The sequence below is a fragment of the Actinomadura rugatobispora genome (genome assembly GCF_055379765.1).
Genome location: NZ_AP029191.1, coordinates 10,234,881 through 10,255,827 on the forward strand (window position 1 = coordinate 10,234,881; position 20,947 = coordinate 10,255,827).

Below are 20,947 nucleotides of genomic sequence, written 5' to 3' on the forward strand. Positions count from 1 at the left end.
CCGTTCCGCCGGTGATCTCCAGCACGGTACAGGATACGGTACTAATGTCGCGCTGAGCAGCAGTCCTGGAGCGAGCGGCGCAGGTCACGCGCGCTCGGGACCTCGTCCAGGGCGAGGCAGCGGGCGATCCACGCGTCCGCCGCCCGCTCGTCACGGGCTGGGCCGAGTTGCCGCTGGAACTTGGCCCTGAGGTCTTCTTCGTCCGGTGCCGCGGCGGCCTCCCGCATCTCCTCGCGGGGCGGGCCGCCGCCCGGTGGCCGGACGATCACGCGGGCGCTCCAGCGCTCCGGCAGGTGGCGTTCCAGGTCCGGGGCCGGGATGAGCGTGATCTCCGGGGTGCCGGGCGGGAGCGTGCCGCGGTAGAAGGCGACGTCGCCGGCCGCGCCCGCCAGCAGGGCGGCCACCGCGAACGCGGCGCTGGCCGCCGCTTCCGTGGGGCCGGGCGGGTTCCGGTCGGCGGTGACGAACCGCAGCAGCGGCCCGGGGAGGCCGATGTCGATCCGCCGCGCCGCCGCCACCGGGACGCCCTGTTCCATGAGCGCGGCGAGGGCGTCCAGCGCGGCGTGCAGCGGGCGGGCGCACGGATACGACTTGAAGGAGCAGCCGGCCAGGTGCGGGCCGTCGGCACCGCCGGGCCGGGTCCGCGCCAGGTCCGCGCCGAGGGCCGCCGCGGCGGGTCCGTCGAGCAGGGTGCCGCTCGCGTCCGCTCCGGCACGGGCCAGGTAGGCGGCCTCCACGCCGTCGGCGGCGGCGCGTCCGGTGAGCAGGTAGTGGCCCGTGCCCAGGACGTCCGAGCCGAGCAGGCCGCCGAGCCCGGCGGACGCGATGCCGAGGGCGGCGGTCGTCCGGTCCCGGTCCAGGGAGAGCAGCGACGCGGTCGCCGCCGCGGCCCCGAGCGCCCCGAACAGGGCGGTCGGCCACCAGGCCCGCTCGTAGAGGCGGGGGCCGCCGAACCGCGCCCCGGCCTCGACGACCGCCTCGTACCCGGCGATCACCGCGTCCACGACGGCACGGCCGGGAAGATCCTCGTGGTCGGCCACCGCCAGCGCCGCGGGGACGGTCACGGCGGACGGCACCACGGCCGCGGCGGGATGCAGCGCGTCGTACTCGTCCACGTGCGCCAGCACGGACTCCACCAGCACCGCCGTGCGCAGCGGATGCCTGCCCGCGAGCCCTGTCACCGGCAGCCCGCCGCCGCCGTTCACCCCGGCCAGCGCCGCCAGCCCGGCCGCCAGTGGATGCGACGCGCCCGCGATCACGCAGCCGGCCGTGTCCAGGACGTGCAGCGCCGCCAGCGACCGGATCGGGGCGCCGGCCTCCAGCGGCGCCCGCGTCGATCGGCCGGCCAGATCCGCCAGGACGGTCACGCTCCCTCCCGCAGGAGCGGCAGGACGCCCTCCCCGACGGTGTCGATCAGTTCGTGCGGCAGGTCGTACGACCCGACATGCTGCAGGTAGACGCCGCGGACCCCGGCGGCGCCGAGCCCGCGCAGCCGGGCCGCGATCTCCTCGGCCGTGCCGAACAGGCAGAAGGCGCGGGCGAACGCGGCGGCGGCCTCGTCGCTGACCCACCGCGAGCAGATCGCGACGGCCGACTCCCAGTCCTCGGCGTGGACGAGGTCGGGGTAGACGCCGCCGACGCGGTCCGGGACGTCCAGGTCGATCCCGGCCAGGGCGAGGGCCTTGGTGCCGCCGGTCTGCGCGATGGAGGCGCAGATCGGTTTGAGTTGCCGGGCCGCCCGTTCCACGTCGTCGGTGACCGCGCAGTACGCGGAGGCGACGAGCGGGACCGGGGCGCGGCCCGCGGCCAGCGCCCCGTCCCGGACCCGCGCGGAGGCGTCGGCCAGCGTGTCCGGGGAGACGCCGCTGAGCAGCACGACCCCGTCCGCGATCTCGCCGGCCAGCCGCAGGTTGCGCGGGCCGCTGGCGGCCATGAACAGCGGGACCCGCGCGGGGTCGCGGAGCCGGGAGACCGCGCCGCCGCCGAAGTCCCACTCCTCGCCGTCCAGCAGGGCCCGCAGTGTCGCGATCCCGGAGCGCATCTCGGCGCCGGTCGAGGGGCGCATCCCGACCGGCCCGACCGAGCTGTTGCCGACCCCGAGGCCGAGGGTGAAGCGCCCCTCGGCCAGCTCGGCGACGCTGCGGGCGGCGGAGGCGAGCACGGCCGGGTGCCGGGTGGCGAGGTTGGTGACGGCGGTGCCCAGCCCGATCCGGCCGGTGCCGAGGGTCGCGGCGGTCAGGGTGGTGAAGACGTCCCGCCACAGGAGCTGGGAGTCGGGGAACCACGCCTGGTCGAACCCCAGCCGCTCGGCCCGCCGGACCGTCTCGACCACCTGTCCTGCGGGGGCGCAGGGCGGAACGCGGATCCCGACGTCCGGGACGGCGGCCGGGGAGGCGGCCGGGGTGGTCATGCGCGTCCCTCGGCCAGGAACGCCAGGTTGAGCGCGTTGAACCGGTCGGCGTGCTCGTGCTGGGGCCAGTGGCCGCACTCGCCGAAGATCTCGAGCCGGGAGCCGGGGATGGCGTCGCGCATCCGGTACGCCTCGGGGACGTCGCCGAACGGGTTCTGCGCGCCCCACACGATGAGGGTCGGGGCGGTGATGCGGCCCATCTGCTCGGGGGTGAGGAGGTCTTCGCGCCGGTTCTCCATCTCCTGGAGGCACAGGAGGTCGTCGATGGCCTTGACGAACGCGGGCCGGTGGTAGATCGCGTGCCGTACCCGCACCAGCTCCTCGGACACGTCGGCCGCGGGGTCGTGCATGAGCAGGTGCAGCCGCTCGCGGGTGAGCTCGATGTCGTCGGTCGCGACGGCCGCGCGGGTGCTGGTCTTGATCCGTTCCATGACGGCCGGGTTGGCGACGGTGCCGCCGGGGGCGACCAGGGTGAGGCGCCCGGCGCGGCCGGGGTGGTCGGCCGCGAGCCGCGCGGCGACCCAGCCGCCGAGCGACTCGCCGACGAAGTGGGCCCGGTCGATGCCGCAGGCGTCCATGTAGCCGAGCACGTGGTCGACGTAGCCGGGGATGCGGTACGGCTCGCCGGACCCGTCGGTGTACCCGTGCCCGATCATGTCGATGGCGTGGCAGGCGTACCCGGCCGCGTGGGCCGGGAAGTTGCGGGCGAACGCCTCCAGGTGCCCGCTCGTGCCGTGCAGGAAGATGATCGCCTCGCCGTCGCCCGCCTGGAGCGCGCGGGTGCGCAGGCCGCCGACGTCGATGTGGCGGACGGCGAAGTCGATACCGGTCAGGTCGGTCCAGATGGTCATGCGTGAGACTCCTGTCGGGGGGTGTTCTGGGGGTGGAGGGCGGCGACGCCCATGCCGGTGAGCCAGGCGTCGACGGGCGCGTAGGCGAGGGTGCGGCCGTCGGCGGAGCCGACGGCGGCGGCCATGGCGACCCAGGCGCGGATCTCCTGGGCACCGTTGCCGGCCCGCCGGGTGATCTCGTCGTCGCCCATGGCGGTGATCGGGTCGAGGTCGCCGCGTGCCAGCAGGTCGAGGAACCACCGGTCGAAGCCGGGGTCGATGTCGGGCGCGGCGGCCCGGATGATCTGGCGGCGGCGGACCTCGTACTCGCTCCAGGAGTCGCGGCCGTTCAGCCATGCCTCGACCAGGAAGCGGTCGTCGTCGCTGAGCGCGTCGTACCACTTGGGCCACGGCAGCCGGTGCGACAGCCCGCCGGAGGCGATCACCACCACCCGCTTGCCGGTCCCGTCGGACCGCACGGCCGCGCCGATCGCCGACCCGAGCGCGTGGCAGCGCCGCAGCGACGGGAGCGGCGGCGCGAACATGTTGACCACCACCGGGACCACCGGCACATCGAGGCCGGGCACGAGGTACTGGAGGGCGTGGGTGATGCCGTGGTCGACCGTCAGCCGCAGCGAGAACGCGGGGTCGAACCCGGAGCCGACCAGGGAGTCCACCAGGTGGCGGGCCAGGGCGGTGTCGACCGGCAGCGGCCCTGCCGGCGTGCCCGCCTCGCCCGCGCCGTTCACCGCGCCGACGCCGACGGTGAACGCCGGCATCAGGTCGAGGAAGAACCCGCGGAAGTGGTTGGACCCGATCACGACCACGGCGTCGGGGCGGGCCCGCTCGACGAGCCGGCGGGCCTCGGCGAGGCCGTCGCGGAACCGGTGCGCCCCGTCGAGATGGTCGACCTCGTCCCAGTGGGTGTTCATCAGGGTGCTGTGCGAGGCACCGACCCCGAGCAAGATCTCGCTCACGCCACCTCCTCCCGGGTGCGGGTGCAGGTGTCGACGATCGTGTGGACGAGCGCGCGCACCAGCTTGCGGGCCTCGCGGACGTCCACCACGTTCATGCCGGCGGGGAAGTCCAGCCGCATCGGCGCGTCGTCGCCGATCCGGTCCATGCCGGTCCGGGCGGTCGGGATGCCGCGGGCGCGCAGGATGTTGGCGTCGGTGGCGCCGCTGTTGTTCAGGATCGGCTCGTGGGGCCGTCCTTCGAGGTCCTCCCAGGCGGCCTTGGCGGCCGTGACGATCCAGTTGTCCTCGGGGGTCTGGGTGCCGGGAATGGCGAGGGTCATCTCCCAGTCCAGCCGGATCCCCGGATGGGCGGCGCGGATGCGGTCGATCGCCTCGGCGAACTCGCGCTTGGCCTGCATCGGCGTGGTGCGCGGGCTGATCCGCAGGTCGACGTGGAAGCGGCAGGTCGCCGGGGACAGCGACGCCGTGCGCCGCCAGCCGCCCTCGATGCCGCCGATGTTGCCCTGCGGGGCGACCAGGCCCGCGGTGTGGCGGGCGCTGTACTCGGGGAACCACTCCTCCAGGCCCGCGATCACGGTCCCGGCGTCGACGATGGGGTTGCGGTAGGCCATCCTGTGCCGGCTGCCGACGTAGCTGTAGGTGCCGTGCACCCGCACCTCGAACCAGCAGAGGCCGACCTCTTCCCAGGCGGCCGTCCAGCCGGGCTTGGCGATGAGGGCGTAGTCGGCCCACACGCCCTGCTCCAGCATGAACGAGCAGCCGTTGCCCTGCCCGGCGTTGTACCGGCGGGCGTGCGGGACGTTGCGCCGGTTGGTGGGCATGCCGCCGGCGCCCAGACCGACGATCACGTCCCCGCGCAGCGGGATCCCGGCCGCGGCCACCGCCTCGGCGGCGGCGATCAGCGCGGCGCCGTGCCCCTTGGGGTTGCTCGCGCCGAGCCCGATGACGAAGTCGCCGTTCACGGCGGCGGACGGGCGCATGTCGTCGCGCAGCCCCGGGCCGGCCTGCGGGACGTCCTCCTCCTCCGTGCCTACGGTGAGGGTGTCGATCGGGGCGTACAGCAGCAGGTCCGGGCCGGTGCCGTCGCCGCGCAGCCGGCCGACCGCGTTGCCCTGGCCGTCGTCGATCGGCTGGTAGCGGGCCTCCAGCCCCGCCTCGCCGAGGCGCTCGGCCAGCCAGCGGGCCAGCGGCCCCTCCTCGCCGGTCGGGCTCGGGATGTCGACCATCCCGGCGATCAGGTCGGTGAGCCGGCGGGGGTCGATCTTCGCCCGCGCGGCCTCGGTCCAGGCGCGCCGCTGCGGGTCGAGCGGTGCGGGCATGTCAGCGTCCCCCCGCCGCCGGGCGCGCCGCGGGCCGCTCGTCCCGGACGACGGTGCCGGTGGCGTGCAGGAACGCCAGGCTCGCCGCCCGGCGCAGCGGGCCGGCGGCGGCCAGCCCGGCCCCGATGGCCGCGGCGTAGAGCAGGGTCTTGCGGGTCACCTTGCGCGACATGGACGAACCTCCGGTCGGTGGATGGTCACGGGAGTGCCCCGTCCAGGTGGGCGGCCGCCAGCGCGGCGTACGCGGCGGGCCGCTCCTCGGCGGGATGGTGCGCGGTACGGCCCAGGACGGCGACGTCCGCGCGGGGCAGGCGGGCCGCCAGCGACTGCGCGTAGGCGGGCCCGGCGAACGGGTCGTGCTCGCCCCACAGCAGCAGGACGGGGGACCGGACGCGGGTCAGGTCGGCGGTGAGGTCCTCCGGGACGCCGCGGCGGCCGGGGTCGGCGGCCAGGTCGAGGGCCGCCGGGGTGGTGCTCGCCTCGTGGCGCAGCAGGACCGTCCGTTCGGGCAGGCCGGACGGGTCGTGCCACTCCAGTTCCGCGATGAGGGCCCGCATCTTCTCCGGGGCGGGACCATCGCCCCCGTAGTAGGCGGCGCGGGCGCGCAGGCCGAGGGCGGTGTCGGACCGGACCCCGCAGGGCGCGGGGACGGGCTGGCTGCCGGTCACCACCAGCCGCCCGGCCCGGTCCGGATGCCGGGCGGCGAGCGCGAGCGCGACCGAGCCGCCCAGCGACTGGCACGCGAAGTCCGCCCGCGCGACGCCGAGGGCGTCCAGCACGCCCAGCACGCGGGCGGCGTGGAAGGAGACGGCCGGGCCGGTGATGGCGGGGGCCTCGGACGCGCCGTACTGGGGAAGGTCGACGAAGATCAGCCGCCGTCCCCGCGCGAGCCGGTCGGCCACCGGGCCGAAGTCGGTCCAGGCCGTGCAGCCGGGCCCGCCGCCGTGCAGCAGAACCGTGGGACGGCCCGAACCGAGTTCGGCGACCCGCAGCCGCACCCCTCCGGCCTCGACGTCCCGGCCGGCCGGCGGCTCAGCGTCCACCGGGACGCCCACCGGGACCCGGGGCCGGCTGGACCTTCAGGCCGCTCTTCTCGATGTGCCGCCGCCAGGCGGTCAGGGACAGGTCGGGCCGGTACAGCTTCTCCGGCGGGGCGTCCATGACGTCGACCATCCAGGCGTCCTGGCCGGTGAACTGGCCGTGGAAGAGCCAGCGGATCCAGGCGAAATACTTGGCCTTGAACGCCTTGGCCTTGAGCCCGTCCTCGAACCGCACCATGATCTGCACGTACCGGACGTGGTCGGCGTCCACCGGCACGTACCACTCGTAGTGGATGAAGTGCGGGTAGGCGACGCGGAGCAGGCCGGGCAGCCTGATCGACACGAATCCGGGGATGTCCATCCCCTCGATGACCGGGTTGACGTCGGCGGACTTGCCGGGGTGGTCGGGCAGCGGCATCCGCTTCCACCACCGCTTGTTGGTCCAGGTGCCGTAGCCGGGGAACTCGGCCTCCCAGTGCACCTCGTCCTGGACCCGGATGAGCCAGCCGCCGGTGTCCGACTCGACGATCCGGGTCTTGTTCCAGGCGGGCATCACCTTGAACAGCCGCCACAGCGCCGTGTTGTGCAGGTACTTGGCGTGGCCCTCGTCGAAGCCGTTCTCGGCGGCGAACCGCCAGTTGCCCTTGCGGATGTCGGTGCGCCCGCCCATCACGAACGCGTTCTCGGTGAGCTCGGCCGGGATGTCGCGTTCCACCGGAGGCGGGTCGCCGTCGCCGACGTAGACCCAGATCAGCCCGAGCCGCTCCCGGACGGGGTAGGTGCGGACCGACAGCTTGCCGCAGATCGGCGACTCGGGCCCGTCGGTCAGGACGGCGCAGAGCCTGCCGTCCTCCAGGTCGAACGTCCACCCGTGGTAGGGGCAGCTGATGGTGCCGTCGAACTGGCGGCGGCCCAGCGACAGCGGCACGCCCCGGTGCGGGCAGCGGTCGTGCAGGGCCCGGACGGTGCCGCCGTCCCGGACCAGGACGATCTTCTCGCCCAGCAGGGTGACCGGCACCGGCTTCGAGCCGATCTTCCTGGCCCATTCCACGGGGTACCAGAAGTCGCGGAAGCCGAGGGCGGCGTCGTTGTAGACGGGCCAGGCCGACCAGTCCTGCCCGGCGGGGGAGGGGGCGGCGCCTCCGCCCGGCGCGGCCGTCCGGGCGGAGGCGCCGGTGGGGGCGCGGCGCGGGCGGCGCCTCGCGGCGGCGGGCGCGCCGTTCGGGGTCTCAGCGGTCTCGGCCAAGGCTGACCTCCAGGTTCGTCGGGGTGAATGCGGGGGCGGCGGCCGGGGTGCTCACAGGTCGAGCACCAGGCGGGCGGAGCGGGACCGGGAGACGCAGACCATGAGCGTCTGCCCCGCCTCCTGCTCGGCGCGGGACAGCAGCGAGTCGCGGTGCTCGGCCGTACCGTCGAGGATCTTGACCTCGCAGCTGCCGCAGACGCCCTCGCGGCAGGCCGTCGGCACCGCGATGCCGGCCTCGTCCAGGCAGTCGGCGATCGGGCGGCCGGCGGGCACCGGGACGGTGATCTCCGAGCGCGCGCAGACCACCTCGAAGGCCCGCTCGGAGGCCGGGTCGACGGCGTACTCCTTGGCCTGGAAGCGCTCCAGGTGCAGGGCGCCCTCGGGCCACGCGGCGGCGCAGCGCTCCTCGACCGCGTCCAGGAGCCCGCCGGGACCGCAGCAGTAGACGGCGGTGCCCTCCTCCGGGCGGCCCAGCAGGGCGCCGAGGTCGAGCGGTCCGCTCTCGGCCTCGACGACGACGCCGACCCTGCCGCCGCGGCCGGCGGGGTCGTGCGGCTCGGCCAGCTCGGCCAGGTCGTCCAGGAACGCCATCGTCTCCCGGCGCCTGCCGCCGTAGGCCAGCCGCCAGTCCGCTCCGGCCGCCTCGACCGCGTTGACCATCGGCAGGATCGGGGTGATCCCGATGCCGCCCGCGACGAACAGGTAGCGCTCGGCGGGCACCAGGGCGAAGTGGTTGCGGGGGCCGCCGACCTCGACCAGGTCGCCGGGCCGCAGCTCGTCGTGGACGTAGGCGGACCCGCCCGCCGAGTCCTCCTCGCGCAGGACGGCGATCTTGTAGGTGCGGCGGTCCGCGGGGTCGCCGCACAGCGAGTACTGGCGGACCAGGCCGGGGAGTTCCAGGTCGATGTGCGCCCCGGGCCCCCAGGCGGGGAGCAGGCCGCCCTCGGGGTCGGCGAGCGTCACCGACAGCACCGCTTCGGACTCCCGGCGGAGCTGCTCGACCCGGAGTTCGAGCACTCCCTCGCCGGGGTCGTCCACCGGTTCGTTCACGTCGGCCTCCGTCGGGATCGGGGGTGGGATCACTGTGGTCGGTACTATGTACGGTCTAAAGTACGGAGTCAAGTTGAAGCGTCCTGACCTGCGAGGACGGTGCTCGATCAGGCGTCGTCGAAGGCCGCCTGCGCGGCGGCGGCGTCATCGCCCCGGGCGAGGGCCAGGCTGAGCAGGACGCGCGCCTTCCACGGGCTCAGGTCGCCGGACGCGACGAAGCCCCCCGAGCGGATCGGGCCGTGCGCCACCACCCGCCCCGACCCCGCGCGCGCGGCCTGGCACACCAGGACCCCCGCGTCGGCGGCGCGCTTCAGCGCGGCCCACTCGCCGGGTGTGGGATGGCCCGCGCCCAGCCCCGCGTGGACGATGCCGCGCGCCCCGGCGGTCACCGCCGCCTCCACCAGCGCCCCGTCGGCGCCGAGATAGGACGCGATCACGTCCACCCGCGGCGGCGCGTCGGGCAGCGCGTCCAGATCGAACCGGGCGCGGGGGGAGGAGGGCGCCGGGCGGCGGCGCAGGACCACCGCGCCGTCCGCGTCGGTGAAGCCCAGCGGCCCGAACGCGGGGGAGCGGAAGGCGCCGCGATGGTAGGTCGTCGCCTTGGTCGCGTCCCGGGCCGGCAGGATCGCGTCGTCGAGCGCCACCAGAACCCCGCACCCGCGCGCCCCCGGGTGCGCCGCCACCCGGACCGCGCTGAGCAGGTTCGCCGGCCCGTCCCGGCCGAGCGCCGACGCGGGACGCATCGCGCCCGTGACGACCACCGGGACGGAGTCGCCGTCCAGGACGCGGTCGAGGAAGTAGGCGGTCTCCTCCAGGCCGTTGGTGCCGCAGGTGACCACCACGCCCTCGGACTCGGACGCGGCCCGCCGCACCAGCCGTGCCAGAGCCGTCAGGTCGGCCAGGGTCCACGCGTGGCTCGGCGGGAGCTGGGCGCGGCCGGGGTCCGCCCACGGCACCGCCCGCACCTCCGCGACCCCGGCCAGCTCCGGGAGCCCCGCGAGGATCTCCGCCGGGGTGATCCGGCGCCCGCTCTCGCCGTAGGACACCAGGTCGAGCCGGTCCCGCCCGACGGCCTCGATGGTGCCGCCGGTCGGGATCCACGTCACCCTCGGGGCCATCACAGCACCTGGCCGAGGAAGCGCGCCACCGCCGCGGCGAACAGGTCGGGACGGTGGTCGGCCGAGGGGACGCCGGTGCCCGGCAGCAGTTCGGTGCGCGCGCCGAGCCGTCCGGCCAGGGCGTCCATGTCCGGCCGGGAGAACTCGTCGAGCTCCCCGCACATCACCAGTGCCGGCGCGCGCACCAGACCGATGCGGTTCTCCATCTCGTAGGCGTTGACCGCCCGGTGCCCCTCCTCGACGCGGTCCAGGACGTTCAGCGCGTCCCGTACCAGGCGGTCCAGCAGGTCGGGGCGGTCGTCCGGGTAGTACGGCCGGCGGTTGTTCCACAGGTCGATCAGGTGCGAGCCGTCCGGCCGGGGCGTCACCTCGTCGATGGGCGGCCGTCTCGCGACCTCGGCCCGCCGCGCGGCGTCCACGTAGGGGACCCCCGACAGCACCAGGGCGCTGACGCGCTTGGGCGCGCGGGCCGCCACCTCCGTGGCGATCACCCCGCCGGTGTGGTGGCCGACCAACGCGACCCGGTCCAGTTCCAGGGCGTCGCACAGCGCGAGCACGCCCGAGGCGAACAGCTCGATGCTCCAGGGGCCCGCGGGCCGGTCGGACGCGCCGAATCCCAGCGTGTCCATCGCGATCGCCCGGAAGCGGGCGCCCAGGAGGGGGAGCACGTCCCGGTACTCGTCCCACGAACGCGGTGTCTGGTGCAGGAGGAGGACCGGGGCGCCGCGGCCGTCCCGCACGTAGTGGATCAGCCCGTGCGAGGTCGCCGCATATGCTCTCACCTGCGGGATCCCGGCCGGCGGGCCGGGGGTGACCGCCGATCGCTCGTTCACTGTCGACCTCCGGAGATCGGTGTCGGTACGGATGCTGTCAGTACTTTGTACGGTTCAAAGTAGAAAAAGACCAGGGATTCATCATGGCGCAGCGGCGCGAACGCTCCGACCTCGGTAAATGTCACCCGGGATTCATCGGACGGCCGCCCCTTGACAAGCGTTCTTTGTGCCGTACATAGTACGGCAAGCTCGGATGAACGCCACCGGCACCGGGCCGCGATCCCGCCCCCGGGATCGAGGCGTTCCCCGTCCCTGTCCTTCGGAGGGCGCCCATGACCGCCACGACCACCGCAGCACGCCGGCGCACCAAGGCCGCGCTGGGAAGCTGGGTCGGCACCACGATCGAGTACTACGACTACGCGTGCTACGGCCTCGCGGCGTCGATCGTCTTCGGCGATCTGTTCTTCCCGGCGGACGACCCGCTGGTGTCGACACTGCTGGCGCTGTCCAGCTTCGCCGTCGGATACCTGTCGCGACCGCTCGGCGCGCTGATCTTCGGCCACTACGGCGACCGCCTCGGCCGCAAGACGGTCCTGGTCGCGACCCTCGTCCTGATGGGCTTCTCGACCCTCGCGATCGGGCTGCTGCCCGACTACGAGTCGATCGGGATCGCCGCGCCGGTGCTGCTGATCATCGCCCGGATCCTGCAGGGCGTCTCGGCCGGCGGCGAGTACGGCGGCGCCATCCTGATGACCGTGGAGCACTCCGGCCGCGAGCGGCGCGGGTTCTTCGGCTCCCTCGTCAACACCGGCACCACCGCCGGCCTCCTGCTGGCCAACCTGGTGTTCCTGCCGGTGTTCGCGATGGACGACGAGGCCATGCTGGCGTGGGGCTGGCGCATCCCCTTCCTGCTCAGCGCGCTGCTGGTGATCGTCGGTCTCCTCGTCCGGCTGGCGGTCGAGGAGACCCCCGAGTTCCACGAGGTCAAGCAGGACCGGGCCGTGCACCGGCTGCCGGTCGCCGACCTCTTCCGCGACCACTGGCGGACCGTGGTCCTGGTCGCGTTCGCCATCGTCTGCGCGGGCACCGCCTTCACCATGGCCACGGTGTACTCCCTCTCCTACGGCAAGAACGGCCTCGGGCTGAGCAACGACAGGATGCTCTCCGTCCTCCTGCCGGCCACCGTGGTCGTGCTGGTCTGCGTGCCGCTGTTCGGGCGGCTGGCCGACCGGATCGGGATCCGGGCCGTCTTCCTGGGCGGGGCCGCGTCGCTGGTCGTCCTGCCGTTCGCCTGGTTCGCGCTGCTGGACACCGGTGAGTACGGCTGGATGCTGCTCGGCTTCGCGCTGCTGTTCGTCGGCTACTCGGCCAACTACGCCGTCGTCCCCGCGTACTTCTCCGCCGTCTTCCCCTCGGCGATCCGGTACAGCGGCATGTCCATCGCCTTCACCATCGGCCTCATCGGGAGCAACGCCATCGCCCCTGCCCTCGCCACGTCACTGCGGTCGGCGACCGGCGGCTGGCACGCCATCGCGATCTACATGGCGATCGTCGCGCTCATCTCCCTGGCCGCCGGGCTGTTCCTGCGCCTGCCGGACGAATCCCGCGCCCCCCGCCCCGCCGCCCGGACGGCGTCAGTCCCCCCGGGTTCCTGACGGGACCTGCTTCCCGGACGGCATCCCGCCCGCGGTGGCCCTCCGGCAGCGCCTCCGTGCCGATCGCACGGCCCTGGCCTGAGCCCGCCGGCTCAGCCCAGGGCCGTCCGCGACGATCAGTGAGCGTCGCGGCGGGCGCAGGGGAGCCGCAGGACGAAGCGGGCCCCGCCGCCGGCGGACCCACCCACCTCGAGCGTGCCGTGGTGGGCGTGCGCGATCTCGCGGCAGATCGCCAGGCCCAGGCCGGTACCGCCGCTGTCGCGCTCACGCGAGGCGTCGAGCCGGACGAACCGCTTGAAGATCCGCTCCCGGTCGGCCGCGTCGATCCCGTCGCCGTCGTCGGAGACGATCAGCTCGGCGCCGTCCCCGTCGCGGCGCACCCCGATGGTCACCGTGCTGTCGGCATGCCGCTGGGCGTTGTCCAGCAGGTTGGCCAGCACCTGGGCCAGCTCGCCGCGCGCGCCCATGACGATCACACCGGGCTCGAGCCGCAGCTCGTTGGCGAGCCGGTCCGGCCGGCGGGCGACCTCCGAGGCCACGAGCTCCGCCAGGTCGATCGCCTTGACCTTCCTGCCCCCGTTGCCGTTCTCGCTCCCGGTGGCCTCGAACCGCGACAGCATGAGCATGTCGGTGATGATCGACTCCAGCCGCTTGACGTCCGAGAGCGTGTCCTCGATCAGATCGTCCATCCGGGTCTGGTCCGGATGCAGTCGCGCCTCCTCCAGACGGGCGCGCAGGCCGGTGATGGGGCCGCGCAGCTCGTGCGAGGCGTCGGAGGCGAACCGGCGCTGCCGCCGGAGCGCCTGCTCGAACCGCCCCATGCAGCGTGCGACCGAGCGGGTGAGCCGGGTGACCTCTTCGTCGCCTTCGCCGTGGGATGTGAGCATGTCGTTCTGCATGCTTCGCGGGCCCTCGTCACCGTCGGTTCCCGGCAGTGAGTCGAGCGCCTCGACGTACTGGCGCAATCTGATCAGCTGATCCATTCGGAGCCGTGTCCTCGGTTCGCCCGGCGCCTTGTCCGACCGCGACGGGCGCGTTCTGGTACACCTCGATCCTCGTCGATGGCCCCGTCCCCGCATATCGCACATCCATGCGGGGTTGCCTGCACGGACGCCGATGACCATGGCCCGGCGGCCCCGCGGACGCCTTCCCCGGCCCCCGGGTCACAGGCGGATCAGTCGTCACCGCGGTCGCCCGGGGCCGCCGCCGCGGCGTCGCCGGACGGCTCGGCGCCGGCGCCCTCGGGATCGAGCAGGGAGCGGGCGACGCCGAGCAGCACGCTCACATCGGCCGGCTTCTGGACGTACTCGTTGGCGCCGGCGGCGAGCACCTTCTCCCGCTCCCCGGCGATGACCTTGGCGGTGAGCGCGATGATCGGGAGATCGCCGTACCGGGGGTCCTCCCGGATCGCCCGCATGGTCTCGTAGCCGTCCATCACCGGCATCATGATGTCCATCACGACGAGCGAGACGTCCGGGTTCCGTTCGAGCGCCTCGAGGCCCTCCTCGCCGTTCATGGCGTGCACCACCGACATCCCCGCCCGGCCGAGGACGTGCGTCAGCGCCGTGATCATGCGGGGGTCGTCGTCGACGATGAGGACCTGCGAGCCGGCCGGCGGCCGTGCCGCCTGCTCCGGGCGGGTCCCGTGGGACGGCTGCGCCGCCCGGGCCGCCGCGCGGCGCACGCTTCCGTCGGCCGTCCGGGCGTCGGGCACGGCGGCGATCGGCCGTGGACGCGCGGGCGCGGGCGCGAGACCGGGCTCGGGCTCGGCGGCCTCAGCGGATCCGGCGGCCTCGCCCTCCGAGAGCTCGGCCGGGGCGCCGAGACGCGGCCCCATGGGGACGGGCTCAGCCCAGGCCGCGGCCTCGCCGCGTTGCGCGGGCTGCTCGCCCATGTCCGCCGGCAGCGGCCGCACCACGGGCACGTAGAGGGTGAAGGAGCTGCCGCGGCCCAGCTCGCTCTCGGCCGTGATCTTGCCGCCGAGCAGGCCGGCGAGCTCGCGGCTGATGGACAGGCCCAGGCCGGTGCCGCCGGTGCGGCCGCTGGGGCCGTGCGCCTGCTCGAACGCTTCGAAGATCGTGCTGAGCTTCTCCTGCGGGATGCCGATGCCGGTGTCCTCCACGGTGAAGGCGACGACGTCCTCGGCCGCGATCCCCTCGCCCGCCTCCGTGCCCCGCTCCACCCGCAGCCTGACATGGCCTTCCGAGGTGAACTTGAACGCGTTGGAGAGCAGGTTGCGCAGGATCTGCTGGAGCCGCTGCCCGTCGGAGTAGAGGTCGTGGGGGGCGTCCGGGGAGACCTCGATGTCGAAGCCGAGCCCCTGGTCCGCGGCGATCGGCCGGAAGGTGGCGTTCACGTAGTCGAGCAGCCTGGCCAGCGGGAGGTACTTGGGCCGGATGTCCATCCGGCCGGCCTCGACCTTCGACAGGTCGAGGATGTCGTTGATCAGTTGCAGCAGGTCGGAGCCCGACTGGTAGATGTTGCGCGCGAACAGCTGCTCGTCCGGGGACAGGTTGTCCTCGGCGTTGTCGACCAGCAGCCGGGCGTAGATGAGCAGCGAGCTCAGCGGGGAGCGCAGCTCGTGCGACATGTTGGCCAGGAACTCCGACTTGTACTTGGAGGCGGAGGTCAGCTGCGCCGCCTTCTCCTCCAGCTGCTCGTTGGAGCGCTGCAGCTCGGCCCGCTGCCGCTGCAGCTCCCTGGAGCGCTCCCGGAGCTGGGTGGTGAGCCGCTGCGACTCGCTGAGCAGCGCCTCCGTCCGCGAGTTGGCGATGATCGTGTTGATCGCGACGCCGATGGTGTCGACGAACTGGTCGAAGAAGGCCAGGTGCACGTCCGAGAAGCGGCTGAACGAGGCCAGCTCGATGACGCCGAGCACCTTGTCCTCGAAGGGGACCGGGATGATGACCACGCTCGCCGGCGTGCCCTCCCCGAGGCCCGAGTCGATGGTGATGTAGCCGGGCGGGGCGTGCTCGACGATGATGCGCTTCTTCTCCTGGACGGCCTGCTGCACCAGGCCGTGGCCCGGCATCTCGGCGGTGTCGACGGTCCGTCCCTGCGAGGCGTAGCCGGCGATGTACGCCAGCCCCTTGCCCGCGGCGCCGTCGCCGTCGGTGTCGGCCAGGAAGAAGGCGCCGTACTGGGCGTTGACCAGCGGGGTGAGCTCCCGCAGCACCAGGTCGGCGACCTCCATGAGGTCGCGGTGCCCCTGCATCAGCCCGGCCAGCCGGGTGAGGTTGGACTCCAGCCAGTCCTTGGCGCGGGTGGTCTCCCGGAGGTTGGAGACCATCTTGTTGATGTTGTCCTTCAGTTCCGAGACCTCGCCGCGGGTCTCGACGGTGATCAGGCGGGACATGTCGCCCTGCGTGACGGCGGAGGTCACCTCGGCGATGGCGCGCACCTGGTTGGTGAGGTTGAGGGCGAGCTCGTTGACGTTGTCGGTGAGGTCCTCCCAGATCCCGGAGACGCCGCGGACCTGGGCCTGGCCGCCGAGGTTGCCCTCGGTGCCGACCTCGCGGGCCACGCGGGTGACCTCGTCGGCGAACGCCGACAGCTGGTCGACCATGGTGTTGATCGTGGTCTTGAGCTGGAGGATCTCGCCGCGGGCGTCGACGTCGATCTTCTTGCTGAGGTCGCCCTGGGCGACGGCGGTGGCGATCTGGGCGATGTTGCGGACCTGGGAGGTCACGTTCTCGGCCATCGAGTTGACGTTGTCGGTGAGGTCCTTCCAGACCCCCGAGACGCCGCGGACGTGGGCGCGCCCGCCGAGCTGCCCCTCGGTGCCGACCTCGCGGGCGACGCGGGTGACCTCGTCGGCGAACGCCGACAGCTGGTTCACCATGGTGTTGACGGTGTTCTTGAGCTGGAGGATCTCGCCTTGGGCGTCCACGGTGATCTGCTTGGACAGGTCGCCGTTGGCGACGGACGTGGTGACCTCGGCGATGTTGCGCACCTGGTTGGTCAGGTTGAGGGCGAGCTCGTTGACGCTGTCGGTGAGGTCCTTCCACACCCCGTACCCGCCGCGGACCTGGGCCTGGCCGCCGAGGTTGCCCTCGGTGCCGACCTCGCGGGCCACCCGGGTGACCTCGTCGGCGAACGCCGACAGCGTCTCCACCATCGTGTTGATCGTCGACTTGAGCTCCAGGATCTCGCCGCGGGCGTCGACGTCGATCTTCTTGCTGAGGTCGCCCTGGGCGACGGCGGTGGCGACCTGCGCGATGTTGCGGACCTGCGAGGTCAGGTTGTCGGCCATGAAGTTGACGTTGTCGGTCAGCCCCTTCCAGACCCCCGACACGCCGCGGACGTGGGCGCGCCCGCCGAGCCGTCCGTCCGTGCCGACCTCGCGGGCGACGCGGGTGACCTCGTCGGCGAACGCCGACAGCTGGTCGACCATGGTGTTGACGGTGTTCTTGAGCTGGAGGATCTCGCCCTGGGCGTCCACGGTGATCTGCTTGGACAGGTCGCCGTTGGCGACCGAGGTGGTGACCTCGGCGATGTTGCGCACCTGGGAGGTGAGGTTGGACGCCATGAAGTTGACGCTGTCGGTGAGGTCCTTCCACACCCCCGACACGCCGCGGACCTGGGCGCGCCCGCCGAGCCGCCCCTCGGTGCCGACCTCGCGGGCGACGCGGGTGACCTCGTCGGCGAACGCCGACAGCTGGTCGACCATCGTGTTGACCGTGAGCTTCAGCTCCAGCAGCTCGCCGGTCGCCTCGACGGTCACCGTCCGGGTCAGGTCGCCGCGGGCGACGGCCGTGGTGACCAGGGCGATGTCGCGGACCTGGGCGGTGAGCCGGCCGGCCATCGTGTTGACGGCCTCGGTGACGTCCCGCCAGGTGCCGGTCAGTCCGTGCACCTTGGCGCGCCCGCCGAGCCGCCCCTCGGTGCCGACCTCGCGGGCCACGCCGGTGACCTCGCCCGTGAACAGCGACAGCTGGTCGACCATGTGGTTGACGGTCTGCCCGAGGCGGCGCAGGCCGCCGCGCAGCGGGCGGCTGTCGTCGTGCAGGTCCACCCGCTGGTTCAGGTCGCCCTCGGCGACCGCCTCCAGGACCCGGCTCGCGTTGACGGTCGGGACGACCAGGGCGTCCACGAGCGTGTTCGCGGCGTCGATCGTCGCCGTCCAGGAGCCCTGCCCGGGGCTGGCCGCCAGCCGCTCGTCGAGCCGGCCGTGGCGGACGATCTCGCGGCGGACCCGTCGCAGCTCCTCCGCGTGGTGCAGGTTGCGGTCGGCGATCTGGTTGAAGACGGTGGCGAGCTCGGCCGGGAGGCCCTCCTGGTCGGTCGGCAGCCGGACCCGGAAGTCCCCGTCGCGGAGCGCCTGCATCGCCGCCATCAGCGGATGCAGCTCGACCGTTCGGATCGGATCTGTGGCCATGAGTTTCACGCTATACCCGGAGCTGAAATTTACGTTTTCACTGATGGTGCTTGAAGGAAGATTTACATTTTTGAATTTTCTCTGCCCCGCCATTCTGATTCGGCCGGAGGAGCTTGCGCATCGCACGTTCATGTAGCCTGTGCCGCTCGTCCTCGCTGGTCGGCATGGTGCTTGGAATATTGCGCGCACGCCTGTCGCGATGTGTCATGGACTCATGGGGGTGGACGGGGGGAACGGCCGCCCGCACGACACCGGTGCGGGCCGGGACGCCCCTTTGTCGCGGCCAGGCTGGCGCGGCCGCACCCGTGAATGGCGGCCCATCGCCGCACTCCTGCGGCAGATAGGGGAGGGCCGGGGCGGCGTGGTGCTGGTGGAGGGCCGCCTGGGGATGGGCAAGACCCGCCTGCTCCACGAGGCCGCCGAGGCCGCCGCGCGAGCGGGCATCGAGGTCGCCCACGGCCCCGCCGACGAGTTCGGGCGCCTGGCTCCGCTGGCTCCGCTGGCGACCGCGCTGGGGGAGCCGGAGCTGGCGTCGCCCGAACCGGTGCCGCCGGGATCGATGTGGTCGACCGAATCGCTGTGGTCCTCGGGGTCGCCGCGCTCGGCGCAGGTGCCGGCGGGGGAGGTGCCCGTCACCGGGGCGGCCGACCTGCGGCTGGTGCTGGTGGAGCGGGTGCGCGCCCGCCTGGAGGAGCGGGCCGGCCAGGGCCCGCTGCTGATCATGCTGGACGACCTGCAGTGGGTCGATCCGACGACCCAGCTGACGCTGCGGTCCCTGGTGCCCGAGCTCACCTCCTATCCGCTCGGCTGGATCATGGCCCGCACCAGCGGGATCGGCGACTCCGCCGTCGACGGCCTGTACCGGCAGCTGGAGCGGCAGGGGGCCGCCCGCGTCGTCCTCGGGCCGCTGGACGAACGCGCGGTGGCGGAGGTCGCCGCCGACGTCCTCGGCGCGCCGCCCGGCCCGGACGTCCTCGCCATGGCGGCGAGCGCGGACGGGAACCCCTTCCTCCTCGTCGAGCTGCTGAGGGCACGCGAACGCGAGGGGGCGGCCGGGGCCGCCCCGGGCCGCCCGCAGCCGCCCTCGGCGGGACGGGTCCGGGCGAACGCGCGGAGCCGCCTGATGGCGCTGTCCGCGCCGGCCCGGCAGTTGCTCCAGGTGGCCGGGGTCCTGGGCCGCTCCTTCTCGGTGGACGATCTCGCCGAGATCCTCGGCGAGCCGGTCGACAGGCTGCTGCCCCGGCTCACCGAGGCGGTGCGGGCGGGGCTCGTCGTGCCCGCCGTGGACCGGCTGGAGTTCCGGCACGACCTGCTCTGGCAGATCGCGACCGACATGATCTCCAAGCCGGTGCGGACGGCGATCCAGCGCCAGGCCGGGGAGATGCTGCTGCGGCGCGGCGCGGTCGTCCCGGCGGCCACCTACTTCATGCGCTGCGCCCGGCCCGGGGACGCGCGGGCGCTCGACGGCCTGGAGCGGGCGGCGCGCGCCGTCCTGCCCTATTCGCCGCCCTCGGCGGCGGACCTGGCCGTCCGGGCACTGGAGCTCACCGCCCCGGCCGACGCCGATCTCCACGCACGCGCGGTGACGGCGGTGGAGGCGCTCACGGCCGCGGGACGGCTCGGCGAGGCGGTCGAGTTCGCGCGGCAGGCGCTGCGGAAGGCGCCGTCCGGGCGGTGGACCGACCGCCTGCGGTACGAACTGGCGCTGATCCTGCTGCAGAGCGGGCGGCCCGTCCAGGCGGTGACCGAGGCCGAGGATCTGCTCGCGCGGCCCGACCTCGACCCCGAGGTCCGCGGCCTGGCGGAACTGGTGGTGTTCCAGGGCCTGATGGCCTCGCACGACTTCGGGCGGGGCCGGGCCAGGGCGAACGCGATCCTCGCGGACCGGGCGGGGCACGCCGACGCCGCGGTGATGGGGGCGCTGCTGCTCAGCGCGCACCTCGCCTGGGAGGAGGCGCGGGGCGAGGACGCCTTCCGTGACATCGACGACGCCGTGCGCCTGGCGAGCACGGCGGTGCTCGGGGCCCGCCGCGCCCATCCCCGCCTGTTCCTGTTCCGCTGCCTCTTCGGGGTGGGACGGTACGCCGAGGCCGAGAGCGTCCTCCAGGACGCCGCCGCGGACGTCGAGGCCGCGGGGCCGATCGCGTTCGCGAGCGCCCCTGCCTTCTTCCGGGCCTGCCTGGCGCTGGCCGCCGGCCGCCCCGACGACGCCATGACGGAGGCCGAGTCGGGGCTGAAGGCCGCCGACGAGCTGGGCGCCCACGCGTTCGCGCTGTTCGGACTGGCCGTCCTGGCGATCGTCGAGCTGCGGCGGGGCAACGTGGAGGTGGCCGTGCGGCACGTCGAGCGCGCGGAGTCCGAGCAGCGGGCGGCGCACGGCGCGATGTACGGATCGTTCTGGAGCACCTGGGCCGCCGCCACGGTCGCCGAGGCCCAGAACGGTCCGGAACGGGCGATGGAGGGGTTCCGCAGCGTCTACGCCGACGTCCGGAACCGCCGCTGGATGCTCATGCTCGAACCCAACGCGGCGGCCTGGATGACCCGTACCGCCCTGGCCGCGGGCCGCCGGCCGGCCGCCATGGACGTGGTGGAGACCGCCCGGCAGATCGCGCACGACAACCCCGCCCATCCCGTGCTCTCCGCCGCGGCCGCCCACGCGCACGGGATCCTGCACGGGGACGCCACGGCGCTCGCCGAGGCCGGGGCCCAGTACGGCGACCCCTGGAGCGTCGCCTCCGCCGCCGAGGACCTGGGGGTCCTGCTGATCGAGGACCGCAAGGCCGCCGTCGAGAAGTTCGACGAGGCGGCCGAGGGGTACCGGGGGATCGGCGCCCTCAGGGACGCGGCCCGCGTGCGCGCCCGGCTGCGGAACCTGGGCGTACGGCGCCGCCACTGGGCCTACGCGGAGCGGCCGTCCACGGGCTGGGACAGCCTCACCGACACCGAGCGCAACGTCGCGTGCCTCGTCGCCCAAGGGCTGACCAACCGCCAGGTGGCCACCCAGATGTTCCTGTCCCCGCACACGGTCTCCTTCCACCTGCGGCAGGTCTTCCGGAAGCTCGGCATCGCCTCCCGGGTGGAACTGGCCCGCATCGCCCCGGAGGAGGCGCCCGGCGACGTCACCGCGGACGAGGACACGGCCGACTGACCGC

At 73.8% G+C, this 20,947-nt stretch carries 15 protein-coding genes; 2 read left to right on the forward strand and 13 right to left on the reverse strand.

Annotation, left to right across the window (positions count from 1 at the left end; genetic code table 11):
- Positions 1-41: 41 nt before the first annotated feature.
- From ACZ466_RS45755 to ACZ466_RS45805, 11 genes are all read right to left on the reverse strand, one after another.
- Positions 42-1,367 (reverse strand): MmgE/PrpD family protein, encoded by a 1,326-nt coding sequence (locus tag ACZ466_RS45755; protein ID WP_378292105.1) that lies wholly within the window; start codon positions 1,365-1,367, stop codon positions 42-44.
- Positions 1,364-2,410, reverse strand: coding sequence for an LLM class flavin-dependent oxidoreductase (locus tag ACZ466_RS45760; protein WP_378292102.1), 1,047 nt, complete (start codon positions 2,408-2,410; stop codon positions 1,364-1,366). Before ACZ466_RS45760 ends, ACZ466_RS45755 begins: the two co-directional genes overlap by 4 nt.
- Positions 2,407-3,261: an alpha/beta fold hydrolase gene (locus ACZ466_RS45765; protein WP_378292100.1), complete on the reverse strand. Its 855-nt coding sequence runs from the start codon at positions 3,259-3,261 to the stop codon at positions 2,407-2,409. Before ACZ466_RS45765 ends, ACZ466_RS45760 begins: the two co-directional genes overlap by 4 nt.
- Positions 3,258-4,217 carry a DODA-type extradiol aromatic ring-opening family dioxygenase gene (locus ACZ466_RS45770; protein WP_378292098.1) on the reverse strand — a complete coding sequence of 320 codons (960 nt, stop codon included), beginning with the start codon at positions 4,215-4,217 and terminating at the stop codon, positions 3,258-3,260. Before ACZ466_RS45770 ends, ACZ466_RS45765 begins: the two co-directional genes overlap by 4 nt.
- Positions 4,214-5,536 carry a M20 family metallopeptidase gene (locus ACZ466_RS45775; protein WP_378292096.1) on the reverse strand — a complete coding sequence of 441 codons (1,323 nt, stop codon included), beginning with the start codon at positions 5,534-5,536 and terminating at the stop codon, positions 4,214-4,216. Before ACZ466_RS45775 ends, ACZ466_RS45770 begins: the two co-directional genes overlap by 4 nt.
- Before the next feature lies 1 nt (position 5,537).
- A complete protein-coding gene (locus ACZ466_RS45780) occupies positions 5,538-5,708 on the reverse strand; it encodes a hypothetical protein (RefSeq protein WP_464041958.1) in 171 nt (56 codons plus the stop codon).
- Positions 5,709-5,733: 25 nt separating this feature from the next.
- The gene (locus ACZ466_RS45785) at positions 5,734-6,579 is read right to left on the reverse strand and encodes an alpha/beta fold hydrolase (protein ID WP_378292092.1); all 846 of its coding nucleotides are present in this window, start codon (positions 6,577-6,579) and stop codon (positions 5,734-5,736) included.
- Positions 6,569-7,822 (reverse strand): Rieske 2Fe-2S domain-containing protein, encoded by a 1,254-nt coding sequence (locus ACZ466_RS45790; RefSeq protein WP_464041959.1) that lies wholly within the window; start codon positions 7,820-7,822, stop codon positions 6,569-6,571. Before ACZ466_RS45790 ends, ACZ466_RS45785 begins: the two co-directional genes overlap by 11 nt.
- Positions 7,823-7,873: 51 nt before the next feature.
- Complete coding sequence (locus tag ACZ466_RS45795) at positions 7,874-8,872, reverse strand: PDR/VanB family oxidoreductase (protein ID WP_378292829.1); 999 nt, start codon at positions 8,870-8,872, stop codon at positions 7,874-7,876.
- A 107-nt stretch (positions 8,873-8,979) separates the two neighbouring features.
- Entirely contained in the window at positions 8,980-9,990 is a 1,011-nt protein-coding gene (locus tag ACZ466_RS45800; RefSeq protein ID WP_378292827.1) for an asparaginase, read from the reverse strand.
- A complete protein-coding gene (locus ACZ466_RS45805) occupies positions 9,990-10,823 on the reverse strand; it encodes an alpha/beta fold hydrolase (protein WP_378292825.1) in 834 nt (277 codons plus the stop codon). The genes ACZ466_RS45800 and ACZ466_RS45805 overlap by 1 nt, the downstream gene beginning before the upstream one ends.
- A 272-nt stretch (positions 10,824-11,095) precedes the next feature.
- On the opposite strand from ACZ466_RS45805, the gene ACZ466_RS45810 reads away from it, so the two are divergent.
- Positions 11,096-12,418 carry an MFS transporter gene (locus tag ACZ466_RS45810; RefSeq protein WP_378292823.1) on the forward strand — a complete coding sequence of 441 codons (1,323 nt, stop codon included), beginning with the start codon at positions 11,096-11,098 and terminating at the stop codon, positions 12,416-12,418.
- 116 nt (positions 12,419-12,534) lie between these two features.
- On the opposite strand, the gene ACZ466_RS45815 is transcribed toward ACZ466_RS45810, so the two are convergent.
- Positions 12,535-13,401, reverse strand: a complete 867-nt coding sequence (locus tag ACZ466_RS45815) for a sensor histidine kinase (protein ID WP_378292821.1) — start codon at positions 13,399-13,401, stop codon at positions 12,535-12,537.
- A 191-nt stretch (positions 13,402-13,592) separates the two neighbouring features.
- Positions 13,593-17,795: a HAMP domain-containing protein gene (locus ACZ466_RS45820; RefSeq protein ID WP_378292819.1), complete on the reverse strand. Its 4,203-nt coding sequence runs from the start codon at positions 17,793-17,795 to the stop codon at positions 13,593-13,595.
- Positions 17,796-18,009: 214 nt separating this feature from the next.
- Here ACZ466_RS45820 and ACZ466_RS45825 point away from each other — a divergent pair, with 214 nt between their 5' ends.
- Complete coding sequence (locus ACZ466_RS45825) at positions 18,010-20,943, forward strand: helix-turn-helix transcriptional regulator (RefSeq protein WP_378292817.1); 2,934 nt, start codon at positions 18,010-18,012, stop codon at positions 20,941-20,943.
- Positions 20,944-20,947 lie beyond the last annotated feature (4 nt).

Excerpts from the sequence above, each read along its gene's own strand:
- ACZ466_RS45760 (WP_378292102.1), bottom strand. The coding sequence starts at position 2,410 with ATGACCACCCCGGCCGCCTCCCCGGCCGCCGTCCCGGACGTCGGGATC.
- ACZ466_RS45765 (WP_378292100.1), bottom strand. The coding sequence starts at position 3,261 with ATGACCATCTGGACCGACCTGACCGGTATCGACTTCGCCGTCCGCCAC.
- ACZ466_RS45775 (WP_378292096.1), bottom strand. The coding sequence starts at position 5,536 with ATGCCCGCACCGCTCGACCCGCAGCGGCGCGCCTGGACCGAGGCCGCG.
- ACZ466_RS45780 (WP_464041958.1), bottom strand. The coding sequence starts at position 5,708 with ATGTCGCGCAAGGTGACCCGCAAGACCCTGCTCTACGCCGCGGCCATC.
- ACZ466_RS45800 (WP_378292827.1), bottom strand. The coding sequence starts at position 9,990 with ATGGCCCCGAGGGTGACGTGGATCCCGACCGGCGGCACCATCGAGGCC.
- ACZ466_RS45810 (WP_378292823.1), top strand. The coding sequence starts at position 11,096 with ATGACCGCCACGACCACCGCAGCACGCCGGCGCACCAAGGCCGCGCTG.
- ACZ466_RS45815 (WP_378292821.1), bottom strand. The coding sequence starts at position 13,401 with ATGGATCAGCTGATCAGATTGCGCCAGTACGTCGAGGCGCTCGACTCA.
- ACZ466_RS45820 (WP_378292819.1), bottom strand. The coding sequence starts at position 17,795 with ATGGCCACAGATCCGATCCGAACGGTCGAGCTGCATCCGCTGATGGCG.
- ACZ466_RS45825 (WP_378292817.1), top strand. The coding sequence starts at position 18,010 with ATGGGGGTGGACGGGGGGAACGGCCGCCCGCACGACACCGGTGCGGGC.